Below are 22093 nucleotides of genomic sequence, written 5' to 3' on the forward strand. Positions count from 1 at the left end.
CGATGCGCGACACGCGCGGGGAAAGTTTTGCCGTCACGCCCGTAAAGGCGGCGTTCACAGACATGGTTAATGAAAGACGAAATCTCGCCTAAACACGGCTGGCCTATCGGAAAACTGGATCAGCCGCCAGACGAGTCGGACTTGATCTTCTTTTCGGGCGCCGGTGCCGGAGCGGGTGCAACCTCGGCCGCCGGCTGCTCCTGGGGCTTGGCGTCGAGCGGATTGGCGGCGCTGAGCGGCGGCGGGCTGCTGTCGCTGCTGGCGGGCTTCGCTTCATTGGGCACAGGCGTAGTCGTGACGCCCGGCTGATCCGGCTTGGCGCTCGCAGGCTCGACGGCGGCGGGAGCACCACCGGCCTGGATGACCTGCGGCTCGAGCCGCTTCTCGCTCTTGGCGGCGGCCTCGTTGCCCTTGGCGGCGGCCTGCTTGTAGAGGAACAGTGCCTTGGCGAGGTCCTGCTCGGTGCCCCAGCCCTTCTCATAAAGGCCGCCCAGATTGTTCATGCCCCAGTCATAGCCCTGGTTGGCTGAACGCTCGAACAGATCGAAGGCCTTGCGGTAATCCTGATCGACGCCCTTGGCGCCCAGATACATGAGGCCGAGATTGTTCTCGGCGATGGCGAGCTTGCCGTCGGCGGCCTTCTGATACCACTCGACCGCTGCCTTATCGTCCTGTTTCACGCCGAGGCCATGCTGGTAGCAATAGCCGAGCCAGTTCTGCGCTTCGGTGTGGCCTTGTTTGGCGGCGGATTGATAGAGCTTGAACGCGCGCTCGGGATTCTTCTTGAGCCCGGTCGCACCTTCATGAAACAGCGTCGCGAGGCGATATTGCGCGTCGGCATTGCCCTGATCGGCGGCCTTGCCATACCATTTCGACGCCTCGAGCTTGCTTTCCTTGGCCCCCTCGCCTTTTTCATAGGCCATGGCGACGGCGATCTGCGCTTCTTCGTCGCCAGCCTTGGCGAGCGCCAGTTTCTTGCTGAACGGCAGCGTGTCGAGCGTCTGGGCTGCGGCCAGGGACGCGAAGACGGCAAAGCTCATGCCGGCCAAAGCGAGACCCAATTTGCGTTTCATCGGCGGACTCCCAGTCACTTCATCAATTCGGGGTCAGAGTCTGGGTAATAAATGTGTCAGCACTCTGGCTGACGCGCCGTCCGCGGCTAGTGTCCCGAATCCGAAGTTCGCCACTGCCAACGGCACCTTCCGAGCGAACTTCGGATTCGGAAGGACGCTACAAAACTTAATGATTCTAGTGTGCTTTTGAACGCGAAGTTCCTGTCCGTGCAAGCCGCCTGATATCAGGAACTTCGCGTTCAGCACACTGGTCGCGGCGCGCGGTGCGAAACCGCACGCCGGATCCGATCAGTTGACCTTCTTGAAGGTATTCGTCTTGCAGAAGATGCCGGCGACGCAGCCCTTCAGCTTCATGGTGTTGCCGCTCATCGTCATGGTGGCGTTGTAGGTGCGGCCGTCATCGGCGTTATAGATGTTGCCGGCCCAGGTGCCATCGCCGCTCGGCTTCATGTTGCTGAGCACGGCAAGGCCCATCAGCGGACGATTACGCAATGCCGGGTTCTTGTTGTATTTGTCGATCTTCGCTTTGCCGTCTTTGTAGGTCGGCTCCTTGAGGCCCACGATATTGGCGCAGATTTCGCCGCCGCACTGGCGGACCTTCACGGTGATTTTGCCATTGTCCAGGCGCCATGTGCCCGACGGATCAGCGGCGAAGGCAAAGCCGGTGGTGGCCAGCAGGCCGAGAACGGCAAGGCTGATGGTCTTCATTGTTGATCTCCAGAATCTTGTGTCGATAATGGGAGAATAAGCCGATCCCCCGAGTTTGTCACAGGTGCATGAACGTCAGTTTAGCCGGTTGCGTGGCAAATTCGTGTCGAGTTTGCGGCGTGCCGCGCTTTGACAGCGAATGATTCCGCACCGGTTTTCCTTTTAACTACAAACAGTTCCGATTGGTTCCGCAGATTGCTCATTAACCAAACGGAAGAATGTCCAAGGCACTCGCCTGACCAAGCCAAGCCCTTGCGCCCCGCCTCAGCAATGCTATGTGAGGGCCGGACGGAGGGGTGGCAGAGCGGTCGATTGCGGCGGTCTTGAAAACCGTTGAGGGTTCACGCCCTCCGGGGGTTCGAATCCCTCCCCCTCCGCCAGCCCCGCCTATAGCCCTATATGGCGTGATATTACCGCCGATCACCGCATCGATAAGGACGATGACGATGACCGAAGTGCTGGACGAGGGCCCGTTCTTTCACGGCACAATCGCGGATTTGCGCGTGGGTGATTTCCTCACCGCGGGATACCGGTCGAACTATCGTCCTGAAGTGGTGATGAACCACATCTACTTCACTGCCATTGTGGACGGCGCCGGGCTTGCCGCTGAAATCGCGGCGGAACTCACCGGAGGCGGCTCAGTCCCGCGTGTTTATGTCGTAGAGCCGACCGGGACATTCGAGAACGACCCGAACGTGACCGACAAGAAATTTCCCGGCAACCCCACTCGGTCGTATCGCAGCAGCGCGCCGCTCAAGGTCACCGGCGAAATCACGCATTGGACCAGGTTGACGCCCGAAGCGCTACAGGTGTGGAGAGCGCGACTGACCGCACTGCGCTCAGACGAACGAGGCGAAATCATCAACTGATGCGCGGCGACACGCTTCTTGTGCGCATTACTCGATCGAATCGCTAAGAGGAGACGGTCAGCCCATTCTCGCCGTTCGCTCGTGCCTCAATTTTGGCGGGCTATAGTTCCTTAAACAGAAAGCCCCGAGCTCACGCTCGGGGGCTTCCCACAAATCGCGAGAGCTATGCCGCTCGCGAGGCACTAGGGTCCGTTAGCGAACTTCCCCGACTATTCTCCGGTCGCCGTCCACAATGTAGACGCGGTCATTGAGATAGACGTATTTGTGCTTCTTGAACCTGGGCTCCGCCACGATGATAGTATCCGGAACATCGTAGTACTCCACGTCACCAGGCACCACGACGCCGACCTTCACGTCGCCATCGTACTTGTGCGACTTATATTTCTTCACCTTCACTTCGTCTTGGAATTTCAGGCTGATTTCGGGTGCGATTACGAAATCGTCTGCTAGGGCGAGTGGAGCGCCAAAGAGCAAGGTAGACGCTATCAACATTGCTGAAACCGTACGCATAAGAATGTCCTTTCCTCCCTCGATACGAGATTTGAAAGGCTCGTCGAGGACCGAGCTGTAGGTTCACAACTCCCATTGTACGGGAGGGTTCCTACTTTAGGTGAGGATCGGCATTCGCCGCGGTGCAAAAGTTGCGCAAGCTAGGGAAGCGCGCCGCGACGTGCCACGCTGACCGTTGTGCAGCAAGCGCCAGAGGGCACTGGCATCCAATTCATCCCGAAAATGGCGGCAACGCTGGCTGACAAGCTCTGAACGCCCTTTACAATCGCATTGCTCGCGGCCAAAAATTATCCCGACTGCATTTTGGGATGCAAATGCATAACGACCACGAGCTTCTCCGCCGTTATCGATCAGCCAAGCCGCTGCGTCGCGAACTCTTGCTGCTCGGCATGGCGGTGGTAACGTTCCTTCTCTTCTACCTGGATCTCACCCCCTACCCTTCGAGCAACCTGCTAGGCCTTGGTTGGGGATTGCTGATTGGAGCGGTAGTTTCTTACACCGTGCGTCTAAGCCGTCGATGAGGTCTATGAAGGCCCTTGGGAGGCCAGCGCGGGGCCATTACATTGGGCGGCGGAGCGTTAAAGCGCCGATTGCTTCAGTCTAACACGCCCCTGTTGCTGAAGCGGGGCTTAATGCTTCTGAATCAGGGACCCGGCCTCCCAAAGGAGATCGCTGGCGTCCGTCATATTCATGTCGCCCATGTCTTTGAGCAGCCGTCACCTCGCTCGCAGATATAGAATGTCCCATTTCCAGCGATTACAGAGGGCTTCGCCGGAACTTAATCGCTCATCGTCAGTTATAGGCAATCGGGCAAGGACGGCAATGATACCAGTTGAAAAGGCGGGGCCTCATCAAAGACATCGACTTTTGGTGGTAGAGGACGAGGTTCTCATTCTCATTGATACGGCCGACTTCCTTCGCTCTCGAGGGTTTGAGGTGCATGAGGCCACGAATGCCGACGACGCCATTCGAGTGCTCAAATCAGGCATCCCAATATCATTGGTTTTTACCGACATCCGGATGCCCGGGTCGCTTGATGGCTACGGTCTCGCCAATTACATTCGCGCGCACCATCCGCATACGCTTTTGCTTGCCACATCTGGCCATGTCAGAATTGACGACTGCCCTCCCGGCTTTCCCCTGCCAATAGCCAAGCCTTATTCGCTAGAGCGGATAACAAACGAAATTGAAGCGCTGTTAGCATCGAGATCTACGGGATCTGCGAATGACCAATAACACAGACTCCCAGAGCGCAGAAAAACGTCCGATTGTTATTGTTGTGGAGCCGTCGATATTGGCGCGGCTGGTCCTGTGTGACTATCTGCGAGAATGCGGGTATCGAGTGTTAGAAGCCTCGAATGCGACGGAAGCAATTGCCGTTCTCGATGAGAGTGGCCTCCCCATAGACGTTGTTCTTTCTGAAGTTGAGTTGCCTGGCGACATGGACGGCTTCACCTTCTCACGCTACGTCCGTCAAAAACATCCGCAGATCCAAATGCTGCTGGCAGGCACCGTGGCAAAGGCGGCCGATGTGGCAGCGGAAATCTGTGAGGACGGCCCTCTCCTGACGAAGCCCTACGATCAACAATTGGTACTCGACCGCATTAAACGCCTCACGGCCTCCGCGAGTGCCCGCGAGGAATAAAGGAAGAAAGCCCCCAAGCGACACACCCATATGAACGGAGAAACGGCAAATAAGCACCATGGATGAGCATCTCTTAGATACGATCTATCGCTTAGCCGCGGCGACGGCGGTTGGCGTCGGTGTCGGTCTCAATCGCGACCTCATGGGCAAGGCTCTGGGGATGCGTACCCTAGGCCTCGTAGGCTTGGGGGCCGCTGTCGTAACATTGGCCACCATCGAGTATCACGGTCTTGCCGACCAGCCCGATGCCTTGAGCCGGGTCGTTCAGGGCGTGATCCAGGGCGTAATGGCCGGGATTGGCTTTATTGGCGCGGGCGCCATCCTGCGCGATCCACAGGCGCGGCACATCGAAGGGTTGACTACTGCCGCAAGTGTCTGGGTCACGGCGGCGCTGGGGATAGCTTGCGCCTTTGCCGCTTGGCGCGTTGTGGCTGTGGGCGTCGGGCTCGCTCTATTGCTGCTGGTCGGTTTCGCCTGGATCGAGGCGTGGATCAACCGGGACAAAGAGGATCAGAGTTCGTGAACAAGCGCGGGCTGGTTGCGTGCAATGGGCCCTGCTACGTATCTTGCTGCCCTCAGCCACTTGGCAAGAGTTCAGTATCAAGTGGGTCATCCGTCAAGATGGCCATTCGCCTGGCAAAGGAGATGAAGGCTGACCTGGCTGTCTCGGGCTCCACGGTTCCGTCTATTGCGAGTTTGCATACCTTGGCAGCAACCGACCGCGCAGAGTTGGCCGTGGCGCGCGGCAGTTCGCAAAGGTATTGATATGCTTGACTCGCGCTTTCAACTTTGGCGGCATAGCCAAGTCCCACCAGGATGGAAACGGGCCTTTCGAAGCGAGTTCTGTCCATAGTTGGGCTCACGTGGATTGGCCTTTCATTTGCTGGGTCTGCTGTTCTCGGTCGATGAACAGCGAATGCAAACGTCGTGACGGGGGATCAGTTCCAAAATTCTCATCTTAAGATTTCCTGATGCCCAGTGCCCTTACGGTTCACGCGAAAATTTTTATGCCAGGGGGACTTGAAGAGTATTCGCCTCGAACTAGATCGATTTTTGCCGGGTCCATCGGGTATCAGATCCGGTGCGGGCGCTGGCGGAAGTCCGGCGCGCTGCTCGTACCCATGTTGCTCAAAGAGGATATGGCTATGCGCAACTACGATTTAACCAACTTCTCGCGTTCAAGCATCGGCTTTGAGCCATTCTTGAGCATCCTGAACGGGGCCAGTCGCCGCCTCGAGGCCGAGGGTAATTTTCCGCCCTACGACATCATCAAGAAGGATGACGCGAATTATTGCATTCGCCTGGCTGTCGCCGGCTTTTCGCCTGATGACATCACCGTTACGGCTCAGCAAAACCTTCTGAAGGTCGCCGGCCGCAAGGCTTCCGAATCTGGCAAGCAGTACTTGCATGAGGGCATCACCGACACGGAGTTCGAGCGCCGGTTCAGCTTGGCCGACCATGTGGAGGTGACGGGCGCCGGCTATGATAAGGGCATCCTCGAAGTAGAGCTTCGCAACGAGGTTCCCGAAGCGGCGAAGCCCCGCAAAATCCCCATCAATGGGGGCAGCGCGCAAATGCATCTATCGTGAGGTGGCGCCATGCGAGGAATGAAGATGGCAAGGCACATCCCTTGCGAACTCAACCTTGATGGTGTCTTGCGGCCTGCTGACGCCTTCACGCATCCGAATGAGGTCGCGTGCGACCCGGACCTGTCGATCAATGAGAAGCGGGCAATCCTCGCCTCCTGGGCATCTGACGCTTGCGCTGTGGAATCCGTCCCCGGGCTTCGGAGGGCACCAGCGGGTGGGACCGTCACTTTCGATGAAATCATGAATGCGCTGAAGGAACTGGACGAACAGGCGCGCCAAGGCCTCAAGCGAACGCCAGCCTACAAGCGCTGGATCAGGCATAGCGATCTGCTCACCTGATCAAGTATCGGGCTCCGCTCAATTGCCCCTGAGCGGATCACGGTGAGCCTGCCGCGGAGTGCGTGAAGCGGCAGGCTCTCTTCAATCCATATAAAAACTCACTGAAGATGAAATTGCACAGCGTACTATGGCAGAACGCCGCCGCCCTCGCGAGCAGCCAGACCGTTCGTCGCGTCGAGCTCTATGCCGAAATTGGCCGCCGCCAAGCCTATGAAATTACTGATCAGGTCGCCCAGGAAATCGCGGCCATGGAGGCGGAGGCCGAGAATTGCCGCCAGGCCCTGCCCCGATTCACCACCTTCCGGCCTGACAAGGATCCGACTTGCCCATATTGCTGGATCGTCAAAGGCGAGCGCTCAGCTGTCGCCATATCTTCCCGCCCGGACCTGTATCGGTGCCCGAGCTGCGAAGGGGAATATAGCGTAGCACCGTTACCCTCAGTACTGGCAGGGCAAAGGACGACGTCTTGATGGGATAAATGAGGGGATGAACCAAAGTTCTAGAGGGCCGTTGACGTCCATCGGCGCCGCCTCTCGGAGAAAAAATGCCAGGTCCCGAAAAGCGCCTGGGATGGTTGCAGGCCACCATAGAAGTCCTGGCTGCCATGATCAAAGTGAAGTGAATCATCATCTGCGATCCAAGGGGTGACGACTATGGCCTTGCGATTGGCCAATGCTCCATCAAGGGTGAGCCGGACATAGTTGCGTCCGGAGAGCTACCATCACCTCCACGTCATCAGCCGGATATTAACAAGGCCAAACCGCGCCAGTCACGGCGCTACGCGCCATGCCTGGCGTGCATGAAAAAGGGGCGCCGAAGCGCCCCTGACTGCGTTCAGTCGGGAATTTATTGGAAATGCCAGCTCAGGCCGGCACGAACCGCGTGGAATGTCAGTTCAGCTTCGTCGTCTATATTCTCTTCGTCGTTCCGGACATTGATTTTCCCGAGATCGGTATAGCGATATTCGATACGGCCGCTCAGCTCATCGGTGAGGGCGTATTCAACGCCGCCGCCGATCGTCCAGCCCCATTTTGTAGCGCTATCGTCGGCAAACTCTTCGCCGTCTTCGTCCTTGGCGGTCAGCTTGGCGCCGCCGACGGCGAGACCGCCTGTGGCGTAGAAAAGCGCACGGTCGGCGGCAAAGCCGGCGCGCAGCCGCAGCGAGCCGAGCCAGTTGATTTCCACCTCATCCACGCCGACAAGCTCACCGCTGCCATCGGAGCTCAGAATGTCGACCTCGTCGTTCAGATCGGCATATTCGATGTCGCCTTCGACACCCAGCACGAGACTGTCGCTCTGCCAGTTGTAGCCGGCATGGGCGCCGCCGACGAACCCGTCGAGATCGAACGTACCGTCCTCACCTTCGATGGTCGCGGCATCAAGCGCCTGGACCTCGCCAGTGATGATCTCTCCGACATTGCCCGCGCTGAGATCGTTCTCGCCCCAAGCATAGCCGGCTTGAAGTCCGACATAGGGGCCGGTCCAGTCATAGGCGGCCGGCTCGATGATATCGGCTGCCTGCGCCCCGGCGCTGAACAGCACGGATACCGAACCAATCAAGAGACACTTTCTAAACATGATTCCACCCAGCGGTTGCATCCACGAGGATTTCAACTCTGTAACGAGCGTCGCGTCAATTCCAGTCCATACTACGTTGAGTGATTTTGGCTGAGGTGTGACAGGAACGCTACACTTAACCTGACGTAAGGATCAACCTTAACCCAACGCGGGATTGAATTGACTTTGGACGGAGCCTGGCGCGATCACGCAGAAACACAAGCGCGACAGGCCCGAGCCTTCACTTCCATCGTCATCGTTCCGTAATCGCCCTCCTCCTCGCTTTGCGGCGACCGCTCTATCTCACTTCCCCCCGCCACTGGCTGCGGACTGAAGTGCCTCCAGAAACTGACTTACATCAAATGAACCGGATTTCTGGCTGGGTGGATAGTCGCGGAAACTCGCGAGGAACTCTGCGACGATTGCCTGTGCGGGCACCAGCGTCCAGAGCTTGTCGGACCACCAGCGCTCATAGGAACCAGCTTCCTCGTGGTACTTTTCGAACGGATCCTCTCTCAGGTTCGTGACGAGCGGAACATTCTGCGTGACGCGCCTTCCGGTAAACAGATTGCCCTCGATCCAGGCGAAAGAAATCTTCCAGTCATTGTAGCGCATCGCGTTGATGTTCGCCTGGTCGTCGAAGTAGAAAAACTCATGGCGCGGCGCATCAGAGATTTCGCTCTTGAAGAAGGGGAGGAAATTGTAGCCGTCGAGATGGGTCTTGAATGTCTTGTCTCCCACCGCCAGCCCCTTGAGCAGTTGCTCCTTTACGTCTGGATTGCCGGCTGCCGCAAGCAAGGTGGGCAGCCAGTCCTCGTGCGACATGGTTGCATTGATAATCGTGCCAGGCTTGATTGCGCCTGGCCAACGAGTAAGGCATGGCGCGCGGAAGCCACCTTCCCATGTAGTACCCTTTTCGCCGCGAAATGGCTGGGTTCCGCCATCCGGCCACGAGAAACTCTCTGCACCATTGTCGGTGGAGAAGACGACGATGGTATCGTCCGCAATGCCGAGGTCGTCGAGCTTCTTCAACAGCCGGCCAACGACATCATCGAGCTCAGCCATGCCGTCGGCATAGAGGCCATACCCGGTCTTGTTCTGCCACTTGGGTGAGAGCCGTGTCCAAACATGCATGCGCGTCGTGTTGTGCCAGAGGAAGAACGGCTTACCGGCAGAAACCGAGCGGTCAATGAAGTCCAGCGACCGAGCCAGCAACTCCTCTTCAGCGGTCTCCATTTCGCGCGCGCGTCAGGGGGCCCGTATCCTTGATGACTTGCTTGCCGACGCGGCCGAAGCGCGGGTCCTCAGTCGGGTCGTCGACGTCGGTGGCCTTGACGTCGAGCAGTCCGCGCGGGCCAAACTTCGCATGAAATTCCAAGCTTTTCGGATAGTCAGGGTCTTCCGGCTCCTCTTCTGCGTTCAGATGGTAGAGGTTGCCGAAAAACTCATCGAAACCATGCCTGGTCGGCAGGAACTCGTTGCGGTCGCCAAGATGATTCTTGCCGATTTGGGCGGTGACATAGCCGTGCGGCTTGAGCAGCTCCGCGATGGTCGGGTCCTTGTCCTGTAATCCCTGTTTTGCCCCCGGCAAGCCGACCTTCAACAGGCCGACACGGAAAGGACACTGGCCAGTAATGAACGCCGCGCGCCCGGCCGTGCATGAGTTCTGAGAGTAGTAATCTGTGAACAGCGCCCCTTCCTTCGCAAGCCTGTCGATATTAGGGGTCGTCCCACCCATCATGCCCCTGTGATAGGCGCTTATGTTCCAGATACCCACATCATCGGCGAAGATGACGACGATGTTGGGCTTTCCTTTTGTCTGAGCTTCCGCGGCATCGATCAGTCCTGCCAAAGGCAACGCTGTGGCTGCGAGAAGCGAAGCGCCACTCAATAGAAGTCCACGCCTCTTGAGCCGCCCATTCTGATGCGCCTGGTCACCGCTCATGATGGCCTCCCTTTTTTATACCCCCTGCCACTATGTTGGGCCGGCGGCTTTGGGGATAGTTGGACCAAAGGCCTCATCCAAAGTGGATTCCTGGCCTTAGGACTTGAAGGGTGGCCGTATCGGGGAGCGTGCGTCGCCCTTTCACTCCCATCCAACGCAAAGGGAACCAAGTTATACATATGCGCGATACGCCACTGCCGTTCTCGGGCAGAGAACAGGCCGTTGCCCGAAACCACAGGTCCAGTTTTTCACCATTGACCTCGGTGCCTGTCATGTCTTGAAGACCATGGGCATTGGCCGCATCGCCATCAATCGCGATGTTTGGGGCGTGCGAATCCCGCGTGAAGAGAGATACTCTTAAATGCCAGCGGTGACGCTTGATTCCTCTCGGGCGGTTACGGTCGGTAAGCAGAACGGGGCACGAATCTATCATGACCATATCAGGCGACGCCCGCTTCTGGGATCGGACGGCGCGGAAATATGCCGCCGGCGCGATCGGGGATCAGGCTGGATATGAGCGCACGCTGGCGCGGACCCGCGCTTTGCTTCGACCAGGCGACAGGGTGTTGGAATTGGGCTGCGGGACGGGAACGACGGCGCTGCGGCTTGTGGGCGCCGTCGAGGCCTATCTTGCGACCGACATCTCTGCCGCAATGATTGCGATCAGCAAGGAGAAGCACGCGACCACGCCAATCCCAAGTCTTGCCTTCCGCGTCGCGGCCGCTGAAGAGATCACGCCCGAACCGGCATTGTTCAATGCCGTCCTCGGCTTCAACTATCTCCATCTGGTCCGCGACCTGACCGGCACCCTCGCCCAAATCCACGCTTTACTCGCGCCGGCGGGTCTGTTCATCTCCAAAACGCCCTGCGTCGCGGATATGAACCCGCTCATCCGGTTCGTCTTGCTGCCCGCAATGCGCGCGATCGGCAAGGCGCCCTATGCGGGTGTGTTTCGCGCGAGCGAGCTGAAGAAGCTGATCAATGCCGCGGGCTTCGAGATCGTTGCTGTTGAAGACCATGCGACCAAGGTCAACGACAACCGACCTTACATCCTCGCGCGCAAGAGATGACTGGAGCGGCCCTGCGCTCACTTCACGATCGCCAGCTTTCGAGAAACGCCATGATCCGTGACGTCTGGTCCGGCAGGAAATGATAGCCGTCTTCGATAAAGCATATCTCCGCCTGCGGGGCCGCCCGCCGCAAGCGCTCCCGCGTGTCGCGTGACTCGATGAGGACATCCTGGCCGCCGACGATCGTCAGGATCGGCATGGCGAGTCTCTTGAGCTCAACGTCGGTGAGTCTCGGAATGCGGACCACCCGCGGTTTGATCGCCTGCCCGACACATTCCATGAGCTGGGCGAGTGGCCGCATCTCTTCCGGCAAGATCTCCGGCGCAGGTCCGAACACCAGCTCCCGTATCCGGCGTTTGCCCCACGCCCCCAGCAGAAAAAGCGGCAGCGCTTTCAGGAGAAAGTTCTTCTGGCGGCCGATGCCGGCGGGGCATAGCAAGACCAGCGCCTCGACGGCGTCAGGCCTCCTCTTCGCATAATCGAGCGCCAGCCATCCCCCCAATGAGGTGCCGACGATGGCGCAGCGCGACAGGTTGAGCCCTTCTAAAACATCATCGAGCCACAAGGTGTGAGCCTCGCCGTCAAGCTGCGGCCTCACACGTGCGCTGAAGCCCGCTTCGCCGATCATGTCGACCGCAAACAACCTGAATTTCGTCGACCACGTTGCGACATCGAGCATCCAGGCGGCAGCATTGGCCTGTGCGCCATGCAGCAGAACGACCGGCGGTGCGGTTTCAGGCCCACAAGCCAGGACGAAGGTCGAGCCCTGACGCGTCGGCAGATGCAATTCGGTGTGGGCGACCGGCCAATGATCGAGGACGCGCCGGTACAACGTCTCGACACCAGCCGCCGCTTCGGCGCTTCGATAGACGACGTCGCTCACGGCGACGCATCGATCTGCAATTGCACCAATTCCAACAGCTTGCGCACGTCGGAAACGCTGCCGATCATCACCACTTTCATGCTCCGGGCCGCCGGATCGAATGCGGTTTCGAGATGGAGCACCGGTGTTTCGGCATTGCCGGCCAGCGCCGCCGAATGGAGGAAGGTCGCCAGCCGCTGCGCGCCATCCACGGACAGATCGGGAATATCAACGATGCATGTCGTCCGTATGCCGGCCACGGTCTCCGCTCTGCCCTGTACGACTCCGGCAAAGGCATCGAGCTTGGCGCGCGCGATACGATAGGACTTGCCGATCCGTGTCGCTGTCAGCCGTCCGTCGCGTATGTAACGGAGAACGGTCTTGGGATGCAGGTTCAGTTCCTCGGCCGCCTGCTCCACTGTCACGAGGTTATCAGACACATTTGTTCCTTATTATTCCCTATAATTATAAAATAGAGACTATTTGAGAACAATAGGGAATAAGCAGTACATGGATATGGACAAGCGGGAAGATGCGGCGGAGGCCATGAAAACCCGTCTGCGTGCCGATTTACGCGCCGCAATGAAGGACAGGCGGTCGGGCGAAGCGGACGTCCTCCGGTCGCTCGTTTCGGCGATCGACAATGCCGAAGCGCCGCCTACGCAAAAGGAAGAGATTATGTCGAGCTTACATCGCTTTCGCAGTGGATCGGCCGAAGTCGAACGGCTCCTTCTCGACGGCGCGCAAGTGCGGCAGGTGCTGCTGGCGGAGATCCAAGAGCGCGAGCTTGCCGCAGCCGAGTTCGACCGCCTGGAGAAGACGGTTCGCGCCGCAGCCTTGCGGGCGGAAGTCGCGATCGTGAGGCGATATCTGGCTTAGAGCGGCTCGCACGTCATCGCGCCCACCTGCCCCTCGCTGCTCAAGGCTTTTTCGCAATTGTCCATCAAACGCGCGGCGGCTGGATCGGCGGCGCAGAATGCTCCCGTCGTCTTCGTCGCCAGCTCGCCCACGCACCAAAAATCGGCACGCCCGGACTCGAACGGACCGCATGAGGCATAGCAGCTGCGGACGTCTACGAGGCAGGCGTCCTGTTTCTCGTTGCGCGTCAAGGCGCAGGGTTTGAGCTCGGTCCTGAGGCAATTGAACTTGTCGGCCGGCAGCGCGCTCATGCATTTCTTGTTTCCGGCCTTCATGCAGGCCTCATACGCCACATAGAGAGTTTCCACACAGCTCCGGCCCTTCGCTTCGCATTGCGTCTTGACGCAGTCGACACCGCTTGCCGCTTGCGCCTCAGCGCCAAGAAGGAATGAGATTACAACCAGAATGACGACAGCGAATGGCCGCATCATCTTTCCCCTGACTGTCAGAACCACAAGCAGGCTATAGAAGGATGGGCCCTTGGTCCAACTCGAACCGGTGACCTGCCAGGCGCAGTATGGCGGCAGACAGCAAGGGACGAGCCATGCCGGTCGGTGCGCGATTTGCCAAATGGGGCTTGGGACAGTTCATCTTCGGGGTGTTTCTGACTTTCGGAATCATCGCGCATTATTGCGTCGGCGCCCGCTGGCCGACCGGCCAGCTCTTCATGCAGAACATCTCCCTCTGGTGGGCGTGTCCATGGACGCTTTCGGTCGCCGCCATTCAGGCTGGCGGCCTCGGCATGGTGGCGACCGGCCTGGTCTTGCTCCTCGCCCCTCGTGTAGCGGGAATGGACGGCTCCCAGACTTCCGGAGATTCAGTGGCGCTCCTCCTGTGCAATGCCGGTCTCTTCGGCGTCTTCGCTATCGGCTATCCGGGTTATTTCGTGTTCGACGCCATCTGGCCCAGCTTTTTCTATTCGCCGATAGCCGATGGAAAGAACCTTTGGCTCCTGGGCCAGGCTTTGTTCATCGCCTTGTATTTTGCCGGGCTTCTGATGGCGTTCGTCACAGTCCGCAAGGTGCTCGACCAGAAGCGGTATGCCTAGAAGCGCCGCTGGGCCCGTTGAGTTTTCTTCGCCGTCACAAACTCAGGGTTTACGGCCACTGCCCCGCAACCGCACGCTGCTTGCCAAGGTCCTTCGGCTTGTTTCATTTGGTCGGTGGGCAGCGAGTCACCCCCGGTTTAAAAACTCGCGACCGTGGAAAGTCCCAGGCGCAAACTTGGGACTTTCTGCCATGCCCTCTTCCATCAAGATCAAATAAGAGGCTCGCGTCAGAAGGACCGACGCGAGCCAGGCAGAGAAGAGAGGAAACGTGTTTTCAACGCGCGCGCTCTCGAAAGGTTCCCACCCGGTCAGTCATCCGCTGGCACGTTAGCTGAGCCAGATGCTGCCGATGACGAGAACGATGCCGGCCATCTGACTCAAGCTCAACGCCTGATCCAGAAAAACCCAGCCGAGCAGCACGGCGGTCAGCGGGCTTAGAAACAGCAGCGACGATGCGACGGTCGCTTCCAGCCGCCCGATGCCCCTGAACCACAACGCATAGGTCAAGGCACCACCGATCAGGCCGAGCCAGGCGAGCCCCAGCAGGTTGGCGGTCGTCGGCATGGGAATGACGGGATCGAACAGGAGCACGACCGGGACCAGCAGCAGGCCGCCGGCGGTCAGCTGCCAGGCCGTAAAGGTGAGGAGCGGCACGGGCGGACGCCATTTGCGCGTCAATATGCTTCCCAAGGCCATGGCCGCGGCCGCCGCGAGGCCTGCCGCCACACCGGCCGGATCGAGCGCCGCATGCGGCGCCAGCACCAGCAATGCAACACCGCCGATGCCGATGAGTGCGGCGACGATCGCCAACAGGCGGACTGGGCTGCCGAGCAGAAGTGCCGCGAGAAAGATGGCGAATAACGGTTGCACGGACGCCACCGTCGCCGCGACCCCGCCCGGAAGCCGATAGGCGGCGACGAACAGCAGGCTCAGGAAGATCGAGATATTGAGCGCGCCGAGGATGAAGGCGCGCAGCCACCAGATCCCGCTCGGAAGTTGTCGTCCAATGAGCAGCAACAGCAAACCGGCCGGCAGCGCGCGCAGCATGGCGACCGTCATCGGCGAGAAACCGGCCAGGAATTCGGTGGTGACGATATAGGTGCTGCCCCAGATCGCCGGCGCGATGGCGGTAAGCAGCAGGTCGGAAGGGTTGGTCTTCATGATATGTGCAAAACCTCGTGCAGCGGACGCCGTGGCTTCTGTGGCCAGTTTCCCGGCGCGGCGCGGCCAACGGCCACGAGCAGCACCGGGATGGCATGCGGTTCGAGGCCGAACGCGCGCGCGACACCTTCCGCATCGAATCCGCCTATCGGACCTGTGGCGAAACCCTTGGCTTCGGCGGCATGGATCAGGGTCGCTGCGCCGAAGGTGGCCGAGCGGACCGCTTCATCGCGGGCCACCCGCTTGTCGGCATATTGCGCGCGAGCACCCTCCTCCCAGCCCGACGCCATGGATGCCGGCATGAAGCCCTCTTCGGTGAAGGACCGCAGTCGCGTGGGGATGTCGGCATGATCCGGCAGGAGGCCGCAGACGATGAAGGTCACGGCGGCCTCTGTCACCTTGGGCTGGTCATGGGCCAGGCGCCGCAAGCGCATCTTCGCCTCGGGCATCCGCGCCGCGATGAAACGCCAGTTCTGCAGGTTGTAAGCGGAGGGCGCCCGCGTGGCGAGGCCAACCAACTCAGCGATCTCGGTTTCGCTCAGGGCATGGGCGGCGTCGAAACGATTGGCCGACACGCGTTTCTCGATCAGGGCAAGTGTGGGGTTGGTCATTTCTTCAAAGTCCGAACTGATGTGGCGTTCGGAGCTGAGATAGAGAATTCACCTACAGAAGATAATCAGCTAAATCGAGAAGATACTATTTACTCTTAGAGAACAATAGATGGATCGATTTACGGCCTTACAGGTCTTTCGCCAGGTGGCGGAGCTGAAAAGCTTCGCCGAAGCCGGCCGGCGCCTGAACCTGTCGGCGGCGGCGATCAGCAAGAATATCGCCGAGCTCGAGGTGCATGTCGGCGCGCGCCTCATCAATCGCACGACGCGGCGCATGGCGCTGACCGAAGAAGGCCGGCTCTATCTGGAGCATGTCACGCGCGGCCTAGATGCTTTCGCGGAAGCCGACCAGGCCTTGCGGCCCATCCGGCAGGAGCCGGGCGGCGTCCTGCGGGTGAGCGCGCCGATGACCGTCACGCTCATTTGCCTTTCCGCCGCCATCCCGCGCTTCCTGTCGCGCTATCCGGCGCTGACCCTCGACCTTCAGCTCGATGACCGGCGCGTCGATCTCATCCGGGAGGGATATGATCTCGCCATTCGCGGCAGCGACCGGCTGGAGGATTCGAGCCTGATCGCCAAACGGCTCGCGGTAATGCCGCATGTGCTCTGCGCGGCGCCCGCTTATTTCGCGGCGCATGGCAAGCCGAGGACGCCGTCCGAGCTGAAGTCGCACAACTTCATTCGCTTCAGCCTCTCGGGCCATGCGGATTTCTGGGAGTTCAGCAAGGATGGCCGCAGCGAACGGATCAGCGTCGATGCCCGCTATTCCGTCACCTCGAGCCTCGCGGTCCGTGACGCGCTGCGCGAAGGCTTCGGCCTCAGCCTGATCCCCGCTCCTTATGTCGCGGACGATCTGCGCGACGGCCGGCTCGAGGCGGCGCTCGAGGACTGGCGCGCGGTGGAAACCACGCTCTACGCCATCTATCCGTCCCGCCAGCATCTCGCCCCGAAGATCCGCGTCTTTCTCGATTTTCTGAGCGAGGAGTTTGGCCGCCAGAGACCCGAGATCAGGTGACGACCGCAATCCCGGCGAAGATCATGATAAGCACGATCACGGCGAGGATCAGGAACAGCACGAAGAGAATCTTGGCGATGCCGGCTGCGCCACGCGCGACGCCAGAAAAGCCCAAGGCGCCTGCGACGATCGAAATCAGGAAGAATATGAGCGCCCATTTCAGCATGATGACTCTCGACTCTGATCGTACCTTTTAAACGACGACGGTGAAAGTTCCCGAGAGGGAACAAGCCGGCGAGCAAGCGGCCTGCGGCAGGCACCGGGGAGGCCCGCTCGTTGACCGAGCAGACCTCCCCTTCGCGGCCTACTTATTCTGGCCGCCCGGGGTCCGATCGTCTTCTTCTTCACGCCGGGGAGTCTGTTGCCCCGGATTCTGCTGCTGCTGCTGGCCGGGGTTCTTCGCCCCGCCGCCCTGCTGTTCTTGGCCGGGACGCTGCGGCGGGTTGCCCTGCTGCTGCTGTCCGCCTTGGTTCTGGCCACGCTGGTTGTCTTGGTCGCGATTCATGTCTCACTCCTGTTTGAGGGATTAGTGACCAGCGCCAACACATCGCGAGGACATTAGTTCCTGATGGATCACGCATGATGTCGGAACGACGTGCCGCGCCTGGCGTCTTCCAACAATAAGAATGGAACATTACCGCCCCTAACCTGTTGCCGCCGTCACAACCCTCAACCAGGAGAGACGCCATGGCTTTGGACACACTCGACGCATTGTTCGAGGACACGCTGCGCGACATGTATTATGCGGAAAAGAAGCTGACCAAAATTCTTCCCAAGATGGCGAAGAAGGCGAGCAGCGCGGAACTCGCCGACGCCTTCACGTCGCATGCCGAGGAAACTCAGGGGCATGTCGATCGCATCGAAAAGATCTTCGGCATGCTGGACAAGACACCCCGTGCCAAGAAATGTGAAGCGCTGGAAGGGCTCTCCAAGGAGGGCGATCATGTGATGGACGAAGCCGACGCCGAGTCGGTCATGGACGCCGGTCTGATCGCGGCTGCCCAGGCGGTCGAGCATTATGAAATGGCCCGCTACGGGACCCTTATCGCCTGGGCCAACGAAATCGGCCTTTCCGATGCGGTAAAGCTGCTCGAGGCGAGCCTTGCGGAAGAGAAAGCGGCGGATGAGAAACTATCCGGCATTGCCACGACGGTGAATCCGGCCGCCGAGCGCAAGGAAGCCGCCTGACGCCGATGGATCCGCCGGTGAATCTCCGGCGGATTTTTCTTTCCCGGCAGTGCATCAGAACGCCGCCATGTTGGAATTTTCCCACGGGAATTTTGACAGCTACCCTGACCCAATTCAGCCAGTCGCACTGACATTCATGTCAGCCGATTCCTCTTGAATCCTTCCTAAGCAAGCGAGACTATTCCCGCGGGATCGACGTTCAGCGGAACGACAAAAATGCCAAAGGCCTATTTCGAGCCCAAGACATTGGCCGAGCTCGGGGCGGTGCTTGAGCGGGCCAAGGCGATCCTTGCACGCAGGGGCGAAGACACACCGATCAATATGGACTGGGTCGCCCGGCGCATCCTCGAGCTTGCGTCCCAAGGCATTCCGCCGGAGCAAATCCTGGCCCAGGTCATGAAGCCGCTCTCGCCCTTTGATGCGGGGTTGAAGACAACCGAAATCAAGATTTCTTTCTCTCCGAACCAGCCCTGCCCGTAGCCGTTGGGGCGTGGCGGAACTTTGGCGGCGCCATCAACCCTGATCTGCCGCATCCTCTTCGTAGCGCAGCAGATCGCCTGGCTGGCAATTCAGGAACTGGCAGATTCGTTCGAGCGTATCGAACCGCACCCCCTTCACCTTGCCTTGCTTGAGCAGTGACAGGTTGGCTTCGGTGATGCCGACATATTCCGCCAGGTCTTTCGACTTCACATTACGCTCGGCCAGCATGACATTGAGCCTGACCCGGATGGCCATGAGCACGGTCCTCAGACGAACTGCGCGTTTTCGTCGGCAAGTGCCACCGCATCCGTCATCACCCAGGCGATGACCGCGACCATACCTGCGAAGAGGAGCGTGAGCAGCGTGTCGGATCCGACGGTGAGCGCAAGTGTTCTCGCTCCCGTTACCACAGCCGAGCTCAGCAGCAGGCTCAAAGCGGCGCCCGCCAGCGGCTTCAGCAGGGCCGACACCGAAATGGCGATCGAGAACGCCTTGAGTCCGCCGACCGTCTGCATCGAAAAGATCCGGCCGCCCGCGAATTCGGTGAAACAACGCCGGGCCTGCATCAGCCCAAAGATCAAGGCGGAGAGCGGGATCATCGAGATGGCGAGGCCACCGAGGCGGAGATCCCATCCGATATCGGGAGGCGCCGCGCCGGTCACGCCGGTCATCGCGAGAAGAGCCCCGGCCGGTGTCGTCAGCCAATAATAGGCCATGGCCGCGACGAGCAGCAGCGCTGTCACCAGACACAGGATGGCCATGACCCGGCTGAGGCTCCCGATACGGCGGAGCCGCCTCGTCCGGACGGGATCATTGTTGTCGGCGGCCAAAATGATCATGCGGCTCTCCCTATGCTCCAGTCACTGATACGACAGAATTTATCGTTTGACAATAATTTTTATCTGCCTATCAATCTCACGACTTGATGAGGAACCGTTCAATGGCACTCCGTTCGACAGACTGGGCCCCCCTTCCCTTCATCCTTTTTGCGGCTTTCTCCGGCCTGTCATCGCCATCGGTCGCGGCGCCTTCGACCGCACAAGGTCAGGTCTCGGTGGCGCAGGTTGTCGAGATGCTCGACAAGGCGCCGGCCGAAAGAGTGGCCCGCCAAGTGCTGACGGCGTATCTCTCAGGGCTTGGTGAAGCCGCCGGCGTCCTCCTCACCGCGGGAAGCGACGCCAAGCTCGCACGGTGCAGCAAGCCCCTGAGCCTGAGCGATAGCCAGGCGCGACAGGCGCTCGCCGCCGCAAGCCGGCGCAAGGACCGCAACGAGATCGCCGCGACACCTTTGCTCCTCAGCGACATGATAAAGCGCGCCGGCTGCCGGTTCGCACCTTGAGCGGAGCCGGCTCACACCATGCGCAGAATATTTGTGACCCTCTTCATCCTCGCCACCCTCACCGGCTGTGCGAGCTGGAATTGGAAGGCGACGGGAGAGGCCTGGCGCGAGCCCCTCTGCCGCGACCAGCACAAGCAATCCTGCAAAGCCGATGACGAGGACTGATTGGTTGATACCGTCGCCCTAAAGCCGGCTGTAGATACCGCTCGCTTCGCCGCCCGGATCAGTGATACGCAGCTTGCCATCCTCGAATTGCCAGTACAGTACAACCGGCTCCAGATCCTGAGCTTCAAAGCTCCAGCTGCCGGTGAGATCGGACCGGCAGTCATTGACGGATTTATACACCCCGACCGCCGGCAGGAAGGTAATGGTGCCGCCCTTGATCTCGATCTTACCGGTCTTGCGGGCAAGCGAGCGGACCTGCCCGCAGCCATCGACGCGCCTCGACTGGAAGAGGAAATAATCGGTCCGGCCGCTTCGATGGAAGGAGAAGGAGACGCTGCCGCCATCGCCATCCGCGCAATGGTCAATATCGATGCAATAGCTGCCGCCGGATGCCGCATAGCCCCACTTGCCGACGAGCTCGCGCGGTATAACGCCCTCTCCATCGGTCGACGGAGCCCTGCCCAAGGCGCCACTCAAGAGCCCGAGGATCACCAGCCAGATGGCGACGGTGGACATGAGAACGATGCGAATGCGTAACGACACGGCCTCACTCACCGCGACTGCCTTTCGTCACCACCAGAGGTTTCCTGCGATTCGCCATGCTCATGCTCTCCTTTGCGCCGCTCCAACAGAAACGTGACGGAATAGACGCGGGCATTGCATTGCGCTGCTGCAACGTCCGACAGCACCTTCCAGAATTTGAGATGAAACATCTCGAGTCCTTTGCCATATGTGCCGCCCTCGCCAAGCGGGCCACAAGCTAAGGGCGGTCCAGATGCGTCGCTTGGACTAAACGGCCCTCAAATTGGCCCAAAAGGCCCTGCAAATCGGCCAAATTTTCCCCTAGAGCCCTTCCCGTTTTGGTCGAACCGTTTCGGTTCGGTCAAAATGGGAAGAAGGGCTCGAAATCAAATAATCTGGAGCGCTTCCTTATCGCCAAAGTCGAGCAACTTTGGCGGGAAGCGCTCTAGCCCTTGGACTTCAGCTTGACGCATCACGACGTCTGCTGGCAGGGAGTGTCGATGACCATGACGCGTGAGTCCGCCTCGTTTCGCCTGCGGACCGATGCCCTTCCGGCGCGCGACCGCGTCGAGATCATGCGCGAAGTCTATGGCCGCACCGTGCTCAAGGTCGATGTCGATCCGGTGGCGCCGCTTGCCGTCGACATGACACTGCGCGGCCTGCCCGGTGTCGGCATCGCCATCGGCTCCAGCTCGCAATTGCGCGCGCATCGCTCGACCGCCTTGATCGACAATGACGATGTGATCCTGCTCTTGGCACGGTCGGGCGCCAGCCTGATGAAGCATCGCGGCCGCGAGGAATCCGTCAATGAAGGCCAGGCGCTGATCATGAGCGGCGGCGAAGTCGGCATCAGCCAGATCCAGCCGGGCGGCTTGCACTTTATCAATATGAGCTTCTCGATGCGCAAGCTGGCGCCCCTGGTCGGCGATCCGGGTGCCGTCTTCATGCGGCCGCTTCCGACCGACAGCGCGCCGATGCGGCTGCTGATCGATTATGTGCAGGCGGTGCAGGCCATCGATCGCGAGGCGCCTGCCGAAATGTGGCACCTCGCGGCGACACATATGATCGACCTGATGGCCGTCGCGATGGGGGCGACGCGCGATGCCACCGAGATCGCCCGCGGCCGCGGCGTGCGGGTGGCGCGGCTGCGCGCCATCAAGGCCGACATCATTGCGCATGGCGCGAATTTGTCGACCGACCAGATCGCCGCGCGCCATCGTCTGTCACCGCGTTATGTGCGCAAGCTGTTCGAAGGCGAAGGCACGTCACTGTCCGACTTCATGCTGTCGCAACGGCTCGAGCGCGCGCATCGCCTCCTGAGCGATCCGCGCCAGGCGGGCGCGACCATCACGGCCATCGCCTTCGAGGCCGGCTTCAACGACCTGTCCTATTTCAACCGTGCCTTCCGGCGCCGTTATGCCGTGACGCCGACGGATGTGCGTGCCGCGGTGAAAAAGGCGCGCGACGACGAAACGTAAC

32 protein-coding genes, 1 tRNA gene and 1 pseudogene are annotated in these 22093 nt (G+C 60.0%); 17 read left to right on the plus strand and 17 right to left on the minus strand.

Translation table 11 applies throughout. The features are described 5' to 3' along the window. Positions 1 to 119 precede the first annotated feature (119 nt). Together JHL16_RS10405 and JHL16_RS10410 are read right to left on the minus strand one after the other, a co-directional pair. Positions 120 to 1073: a tetratricopeptide repeat protein gene (locus tag JHL16_RS10405; protein ID WP_200184753.1), complete on the minus strand. Its 954-nt coding sequence runs from the start codon at positions 1071 to 1073 to the stop codon at positions 120 to 122. Positions 1074 to 1361: 288 nt separating this feature from the next. Beyond that, complete coding sequence (locus JHL16_RS10410) at positions 1362 to 1781, minus strand: DUF2147 domain-containing protein (RefSeq protein ID WP_200184754.1); 420 nt, start codon at positions 1779 to 1781, stop codon at positions 1362 to 1364. A 290-nt stretch (positions 1782 to 2071) separates the two neighbouring features. Here JHL16_RS10410 and JHL16_RS10415 point away from each other — a divergent pair. Both JHL16_RS10415 and arr read left to right on the plus strand, forming a co-directional pair. Beyond that, positions 2072 to 2161: transfer RNA gene (locus tag JHL16_RS10415), tRNA-Ser, on the plus strand. A 66-nt stretch (positions 2162 to 2227) separates the two neighbouring features. Beyond that, the gene (gene arr, locus JHL16_RS10420) at positions 2228 to 2650 is read left to right on the plus strand and encodes an NAD(+)--rifampin ADP-ribosyltransferase (protein ID WP_200184755.1); all 423 of its coding nucleotides are present in this window, start codon (positions 2228 to 2230) and stop codon (positions 2648 to 2650) included. A 192-nt stretch (positions 2651 to 2842) separates the two neighbouring features. Here the strand turns inward: arr and JHL16_RS10425 are convergent, their stop codons facing one another. Beyond that, a complete protein-coding gene (locus tag JHL16_RS10425; RefSeq protein WP_200184756.1) occupies positions 2843 to 3160 on the minus strand; it encodes a DUF1236 domain-containing protein in 318 nt (105 codons plus the stop codon). 822 nt (positions 3161 to 3982) lie between these two features. On the opposite strand from JHL16_RS10425, the gene JHL16_RS10430 reads away from it, so the two are divergent. The 3 genes from JHL16_RS10430 to JHL16_RS10440 are packed head-to-tail and all read left to right on the plus strand — an operon-like array spanning position 3983 to position 5328. Next, complete coding sequence (locus JHL16_RS10430) at positions 3983 to 4396, plus strand: response regulator (protein WP_200185001.1); 414 nt, start codon at positions 3983 to 3985, stop codon at positions 4394 to 4396. Continuing rightward, positions 4386 to 4805, plus strand: coding sequence for a response regulator (locus JHL16_RS10435; RefSeq protein ID WP_200184757.1), 420 nt, complete (start codon positions 4386 to 4388; stop codon positions 4803 to 4805). The genes JHL16_RS10430 and JHL16_RS10435 overlap by 11 nt, the downstream gene beginning before the upstream one ends. 58 nt (positions 4806 to 4863) lie before the next feature. Then, entirely contained in the window at positions 4864 to 5328 is a 465-nt protein-coding gene (locus JHL16_RS10440; RefSeq protein WP_200184758.1) for an MgtC/SapB family protein, read from the plus strand. 52 nt (positions 5329 to 5380) lie between these two features. Here the strand turns inward: JHL16_RS10440 and JHL16_RS35515 are convergent, their stop codons facing one another. Then, entirely contained in the window at positions 5381 to 5656 is a 276-nt protein-coding gene (locus JHL16_RS35515; protein WP_200184759.1) for a DUF982 domain-containing protein, read from the minus strand. Between the two features lie 294 nt (positions 5657 to 5950). Between JHL16_RS35515 and JHL16_RS10450 the strand changes: the two genes are divergently transcribed. From JHL16_RS10450 to JHL16_RS10460, 3 genes are all read left to right on the plus strand, one after another. Then, the gene (locus JHL16_RS10450) at positions 5951 to 6394 is read left to right on the plus strand and encodes an Hsp20 family protein (protein WP_200184760.1); all 444 of its coding nucleotides are present in this window, start codon (positions 5951 to 5953) and stop codon (positions 6392 to 6394) included. 24 nt (positions 6395 to 6418) lie between these two features. After that, entirely contained in the window at positions 6419 to 6733 is a 315-nt protein-coding gene (locus tag JHL16_RS10455) for a hypothetical protein (RefSeq protein WP_200184761.1), read from the plus strand. Between the two features lie 62 nt (positions 6734 to 6795). Continuing rightward, entirely contained in the window at positions 6796 to 7203 is a 408-nt protein-coding gene (locus tag JHL16_RS10460) for a hypothetical protein (protein ID WP_200184762.1), read from the plus strand. A 376-nt stretch (positions 7204 to 7579) separates the two neighbouring features. On the opposite strand, the gene JHL16_RS10465 is transcribed toward JHL16_RS10460, so the two are convergent. Beyond that, positions 7580 to 8311: an outer membrane protein gene (locus JHL16_RS10465; protein ID WP_200184763.1), complete on the minus strand. Its 732-nt coding sequence runs from the start codon at positions 8309 to 8311 to the stop codon at positions 7580 to 7582. Positions 8312 to 8593: 282 nt separating this feature from the next. Then, positions 8594 to 10235: pseudogene (locus JHL16_RS10470) on the minus strand (arylsulfatase). Positions 10236 to 10666: 431 nt separating this feature from the next. Here JHL16_RS10470 and JHL16_RS10475 point away from each other — a divergent pair. Continuing rightward, on the plus strand, positions 10667 to 11305 hold the full coding sequence (locus tag JHL16_RS10475) for a class I SAM-dependent methyltransferase (RefSeq protein ID WP_200184764.1): 639 nt from the start codon (positions 10667 to 10669) through the stop codon (positions 11303 to 11305). A 22-nt stretch (positions 11306 to 11327) separates the two neighbouring features. Here JHL16_RS10475 and JHL16_RS10480 read toward each other — a convergent pair whose 3' ends face one another. Together JHL16_RS10480 and JHL16_RS10485 are read right to left on the minus strand one after the other, a co-directional pair. Next, on the minus strand, positions 11328 to 12188 hold the full coding sequence (locus JHL16_RS10480; RefSeq protein WP_200184765.1) for an alpha/beta fold hydrolase: 861 nt from the start codon (positions 12186 to 12188) through the stop codon (positions 11328 to 11330). Next, complete coding sequence (locus tag JHL16_RS10485) at positions 12185 to 12607, minus strand: excisionase family DNA-binding protein (protein WP_200184766.1); 423 nt, start codon at positions 12605 to 12607, stop codon at positions 12185 to 12187. Before JHL16_RS10485 ends, JHL16_RS10480 begins: the two co-directional genes overlap by 4 nt. A 70-nt stretch (positions 12608 to 12677) precedes the next feature. Here JHL16_RS10485 and JHL16_RS10490 point away from each other — a divergent pair, with 70 nt between their 5' ends. After that, positions 12678 to 13046: a GatB/YqeY domain-containing protein gene (locus tag JHL16_RS10490; RefSeq protein WP_200184767.1), complete on the plus strand. Its 369-nt coding sequence runs from the start codon at positions 12678 to 12680 to the stop codon at positions 13044 to 13046. Here the strand turns inward: JHL16_RS10490 and JHL16_RS10495 are convergent. After that, positions 13043 to 13360 carry a hypothetical protein gene (locus JHL16_RS10495; RefSeq protein ID WP_200184768.1) on the minus strand — a complete coding sequence of 106 codons (318 nt, stop codon included), beginning with the start codon at positions 13358 to 13360 and terminating at the stop codon, positions 13043 to 13045. The genes JHL16_RS10490 and JHL16_RS10495 overlap by 4 nt on opposite strands. Before the next feature lie 242 nt (positions 13361 to 13602). Here JHL16_RS10495 and JHL16_RS10500 point away from each other — a divergent pair, with 242 nt between their 5' ends. Then, positions 13603 to 14133 (plus strand): hypothetical protein, encoded by a 531-nt coding sequence (locus JHL16_RS10500; RefSeq protein ID WP_200184769.1) that lies wholly within the window; start codon positions 13603 to 13605, stop codon positions 14131 to 14133. 327 nt (positions 14134 to 14460) lie between these two features. Here the strand turns inward: JHL16_RS10500 and JHL16_RS10505 are convergent, their stop codons facing one another. Both JHL16_RS10505 and JHL16_RS10510 read right to left on the minus strand, forming a co-directional pair. Then, positions 14461 to 15294 carry an EamA family transporter gene (locus tag JHL16_RS10505; protein ID WP_200184770.1) on the minus strand — a complete coding sequence of 278 codons (834 nt, stop codon included), beginning with the start codon at positions 15292 to 15294 and terminating at the stop codon, positions 14461 to 14463. Then, on the minus strand, positions 15291 to 15905 hold the full coding sequence (locus tag JHL16_RS10510) for a nitroreductase family protein (protein ID WP_200184771.1): 615 nt from the start codon (positions 15903 to 15905) through the stop codon (positions 15291 to 15293). Before JHL16_RS10510 ends, JHL16_RS10505 begins: the two co-directional genes overlap by 4 nt. 109 nt (positions 15906 to 16014) lie before the next feature. Here JHL16_RS10510 and JHL16_RS10515 point away from each other — a divergent pair, with 109 nt between their 5' ends. Continuing rightward, positions 16015 to 16920 (plus strand): LysR family transcriptional regulator, encoded by a 906-nt coding sequence (locus tag JHL16_RS10515; protein WP_200184772.1) that lies wholly within the window; start codon positions 16015 to 16017, stop codon positions 16918 to 16920. On the opposite strand, the gene JHL16_RS10520 is transcribed toward JHL16_RS10515, so the two are convergent. Continuing rightward, entirely contained in the window at positions 16913 to 17086 is a 174-nt protein-coding gene (locus JHL16_RS10520) for a DUF1328 domain-containing protein (RefSeq protein ID WP_200184773.1), read from the minus strand. The genes JHL16_RS10515 and JHL16_RS10520 overlap by 8 nt on opposite strands. A 138-nt stretch (positions 17087 to 17224) precedes the next feature. Further along, positions 17225 to 17425, minus strand: a complete 201-nt coding sequence (locus JHL16_RS10525; RefSeq protein ID WP_200184774.1) for a hypothetical protein — start codon at positions 17423 to 17425, stop codon at positions 17225 to 17227. A 182-nt stretch (positions 17426 to 17607) separates the two neighbouring features. Between JHL16_RS10525 and JHL16_RS10530 the strand changes: the two genes are divergently transcribed. Both JHL16_RS10530 and JHL16_RS10535 read left to right on the plus strand, forming a co-directional pair. After that, entirely contained in the window at positions 17608 to 18108 is a 501-nt protein-coding gene (locus tag JHL16_RS10530; RefSeq protein WP_200184775.1) for a YciE/YciF ferroxidase family protein, read from the plus strand. Between the two features lie 216 nt (positions 18109 to 18324). Further along, positions 18325 to 18588: a hypothetical protein gene (locus JHL16_RS10535; RefSeq protein ID WP_200184776.1), complete on the plus strand. Its 264-nt coding sequence runs from the start codon at positions 18325 to 18327 to the stop codon at positions 18586 to 18588. A gap of 33 nt (positions 18589 to 18621) precedes the next feature. On the opposite strand, the gene JHL16_RS10540 is transcribed toward JHL16_RS10535, so the two are convergent. Continuing rightward, the gene (locus tag JHL16_RS10540; protein ID WP_200184777.1) at positions 18622 to 18843 is read right to left on the minus strand and encodes a helix-turn-helix domain-containing protein; all 222 of its coding nucleotides are present in this window, start codon (positions 18841 to 18843) and stop codon (positions 18622 to 18624) included. 11 nt (positions 18844 to 18854) lie between these two features. Beyond that, the gene (locus JHL16_RS10545; RefSeq protein ID WP_200184778.1) at positions 18855 to 19427 is read right to left on the minus strand and encodes a DUF2975 domain-containing protein; all 573 of its coding nucleotides are present in this window, start codon (positions 19425 to 19427) and stop codon (positions 18855 to 18857) included. A gap of 101 nt (positions 19428 to 19528) precedes the next feature. Here JHL16_RS10545 and JHL16_RS10550 point away from each other — a divergent pair, with 101 nt between their 5' ends. Further along, positions 19529 to 19927, plus strand: coding sequence for a chlorophyllide reductase (locus JHL16_RS10550; protein WP_200184779.1), 399 nt, complete (start codon positions 19529 to 19531; stop codon positions 19925 to 19927). An 18-nt stretch (positions 19928 to 19945) separates the two neighbouring features. Next, positions 19946 to 20092, plus strand: a complete 147-nt coding sequence (locus JHL16_RS10555; protein ID WP_200184780.1) for a membrane lipoprotein lipid attachment site-containing protein — start codon at positions 19946 to 19948, stop codon at positions 20090 to 20092. A gap of 18 nt (positions 20093 to 20110) precedes the next feature. Here the strand turns inward: JHL16_RS10555 and JHL16_RS10560 are convergent, their stop codons facing one another. Continuing rightward, on the minus strand, positions 20111 to 20635 hold the full coding sequence (locus JHL16_RS10560; protein ID WP_200184781.1) for a hypothetical protein: 525 nt from the start codon (positions 20633 to 20635) through the stop codon (positions 20111 to 20113). A gap of 8 nt (positions 20636 to 20643) precedes the next feature. Beyond that, a complete protein-coding gene (locus JHL16_RS10565; protein ID WP_200184782.1) occupies positions 20644 to 20805 on the minus strand; it encodes a hypothetical protein in 162 nt (53 codons plus the stop codon). A gap of 309 nt (positions 20806 to 21114) precedes the next feature. On the opposite strand from JHL16_RS10565, the gene JHL16_RS10570 reads away from it, so the two are divergent. Continuing rightward, positions 21115 to 22092: a helix-turn-helix transcriptional regulator gene (locus tag JHL16_RS10570; protein ID WP_200184783.1), complete on the plus strand. Its 978-nt coding sequence runs from the start codon at positions 21115 to 21117 to the stop codon at positions 22090 to 22092. The last annotated feature ends 1 nt before the right edge of the window (position 22093 follow it).

The organism is Taklimakanibacter albus (assembly GCF_016595235.1).
GTDB classification, from domain to species: Bacteria; Pseudomonadota; Alphaproteobacteria; order Rhizobiales; family Aestuariivirgaceae; genus Taklimakanibacter; species Taklimakanibacter albus.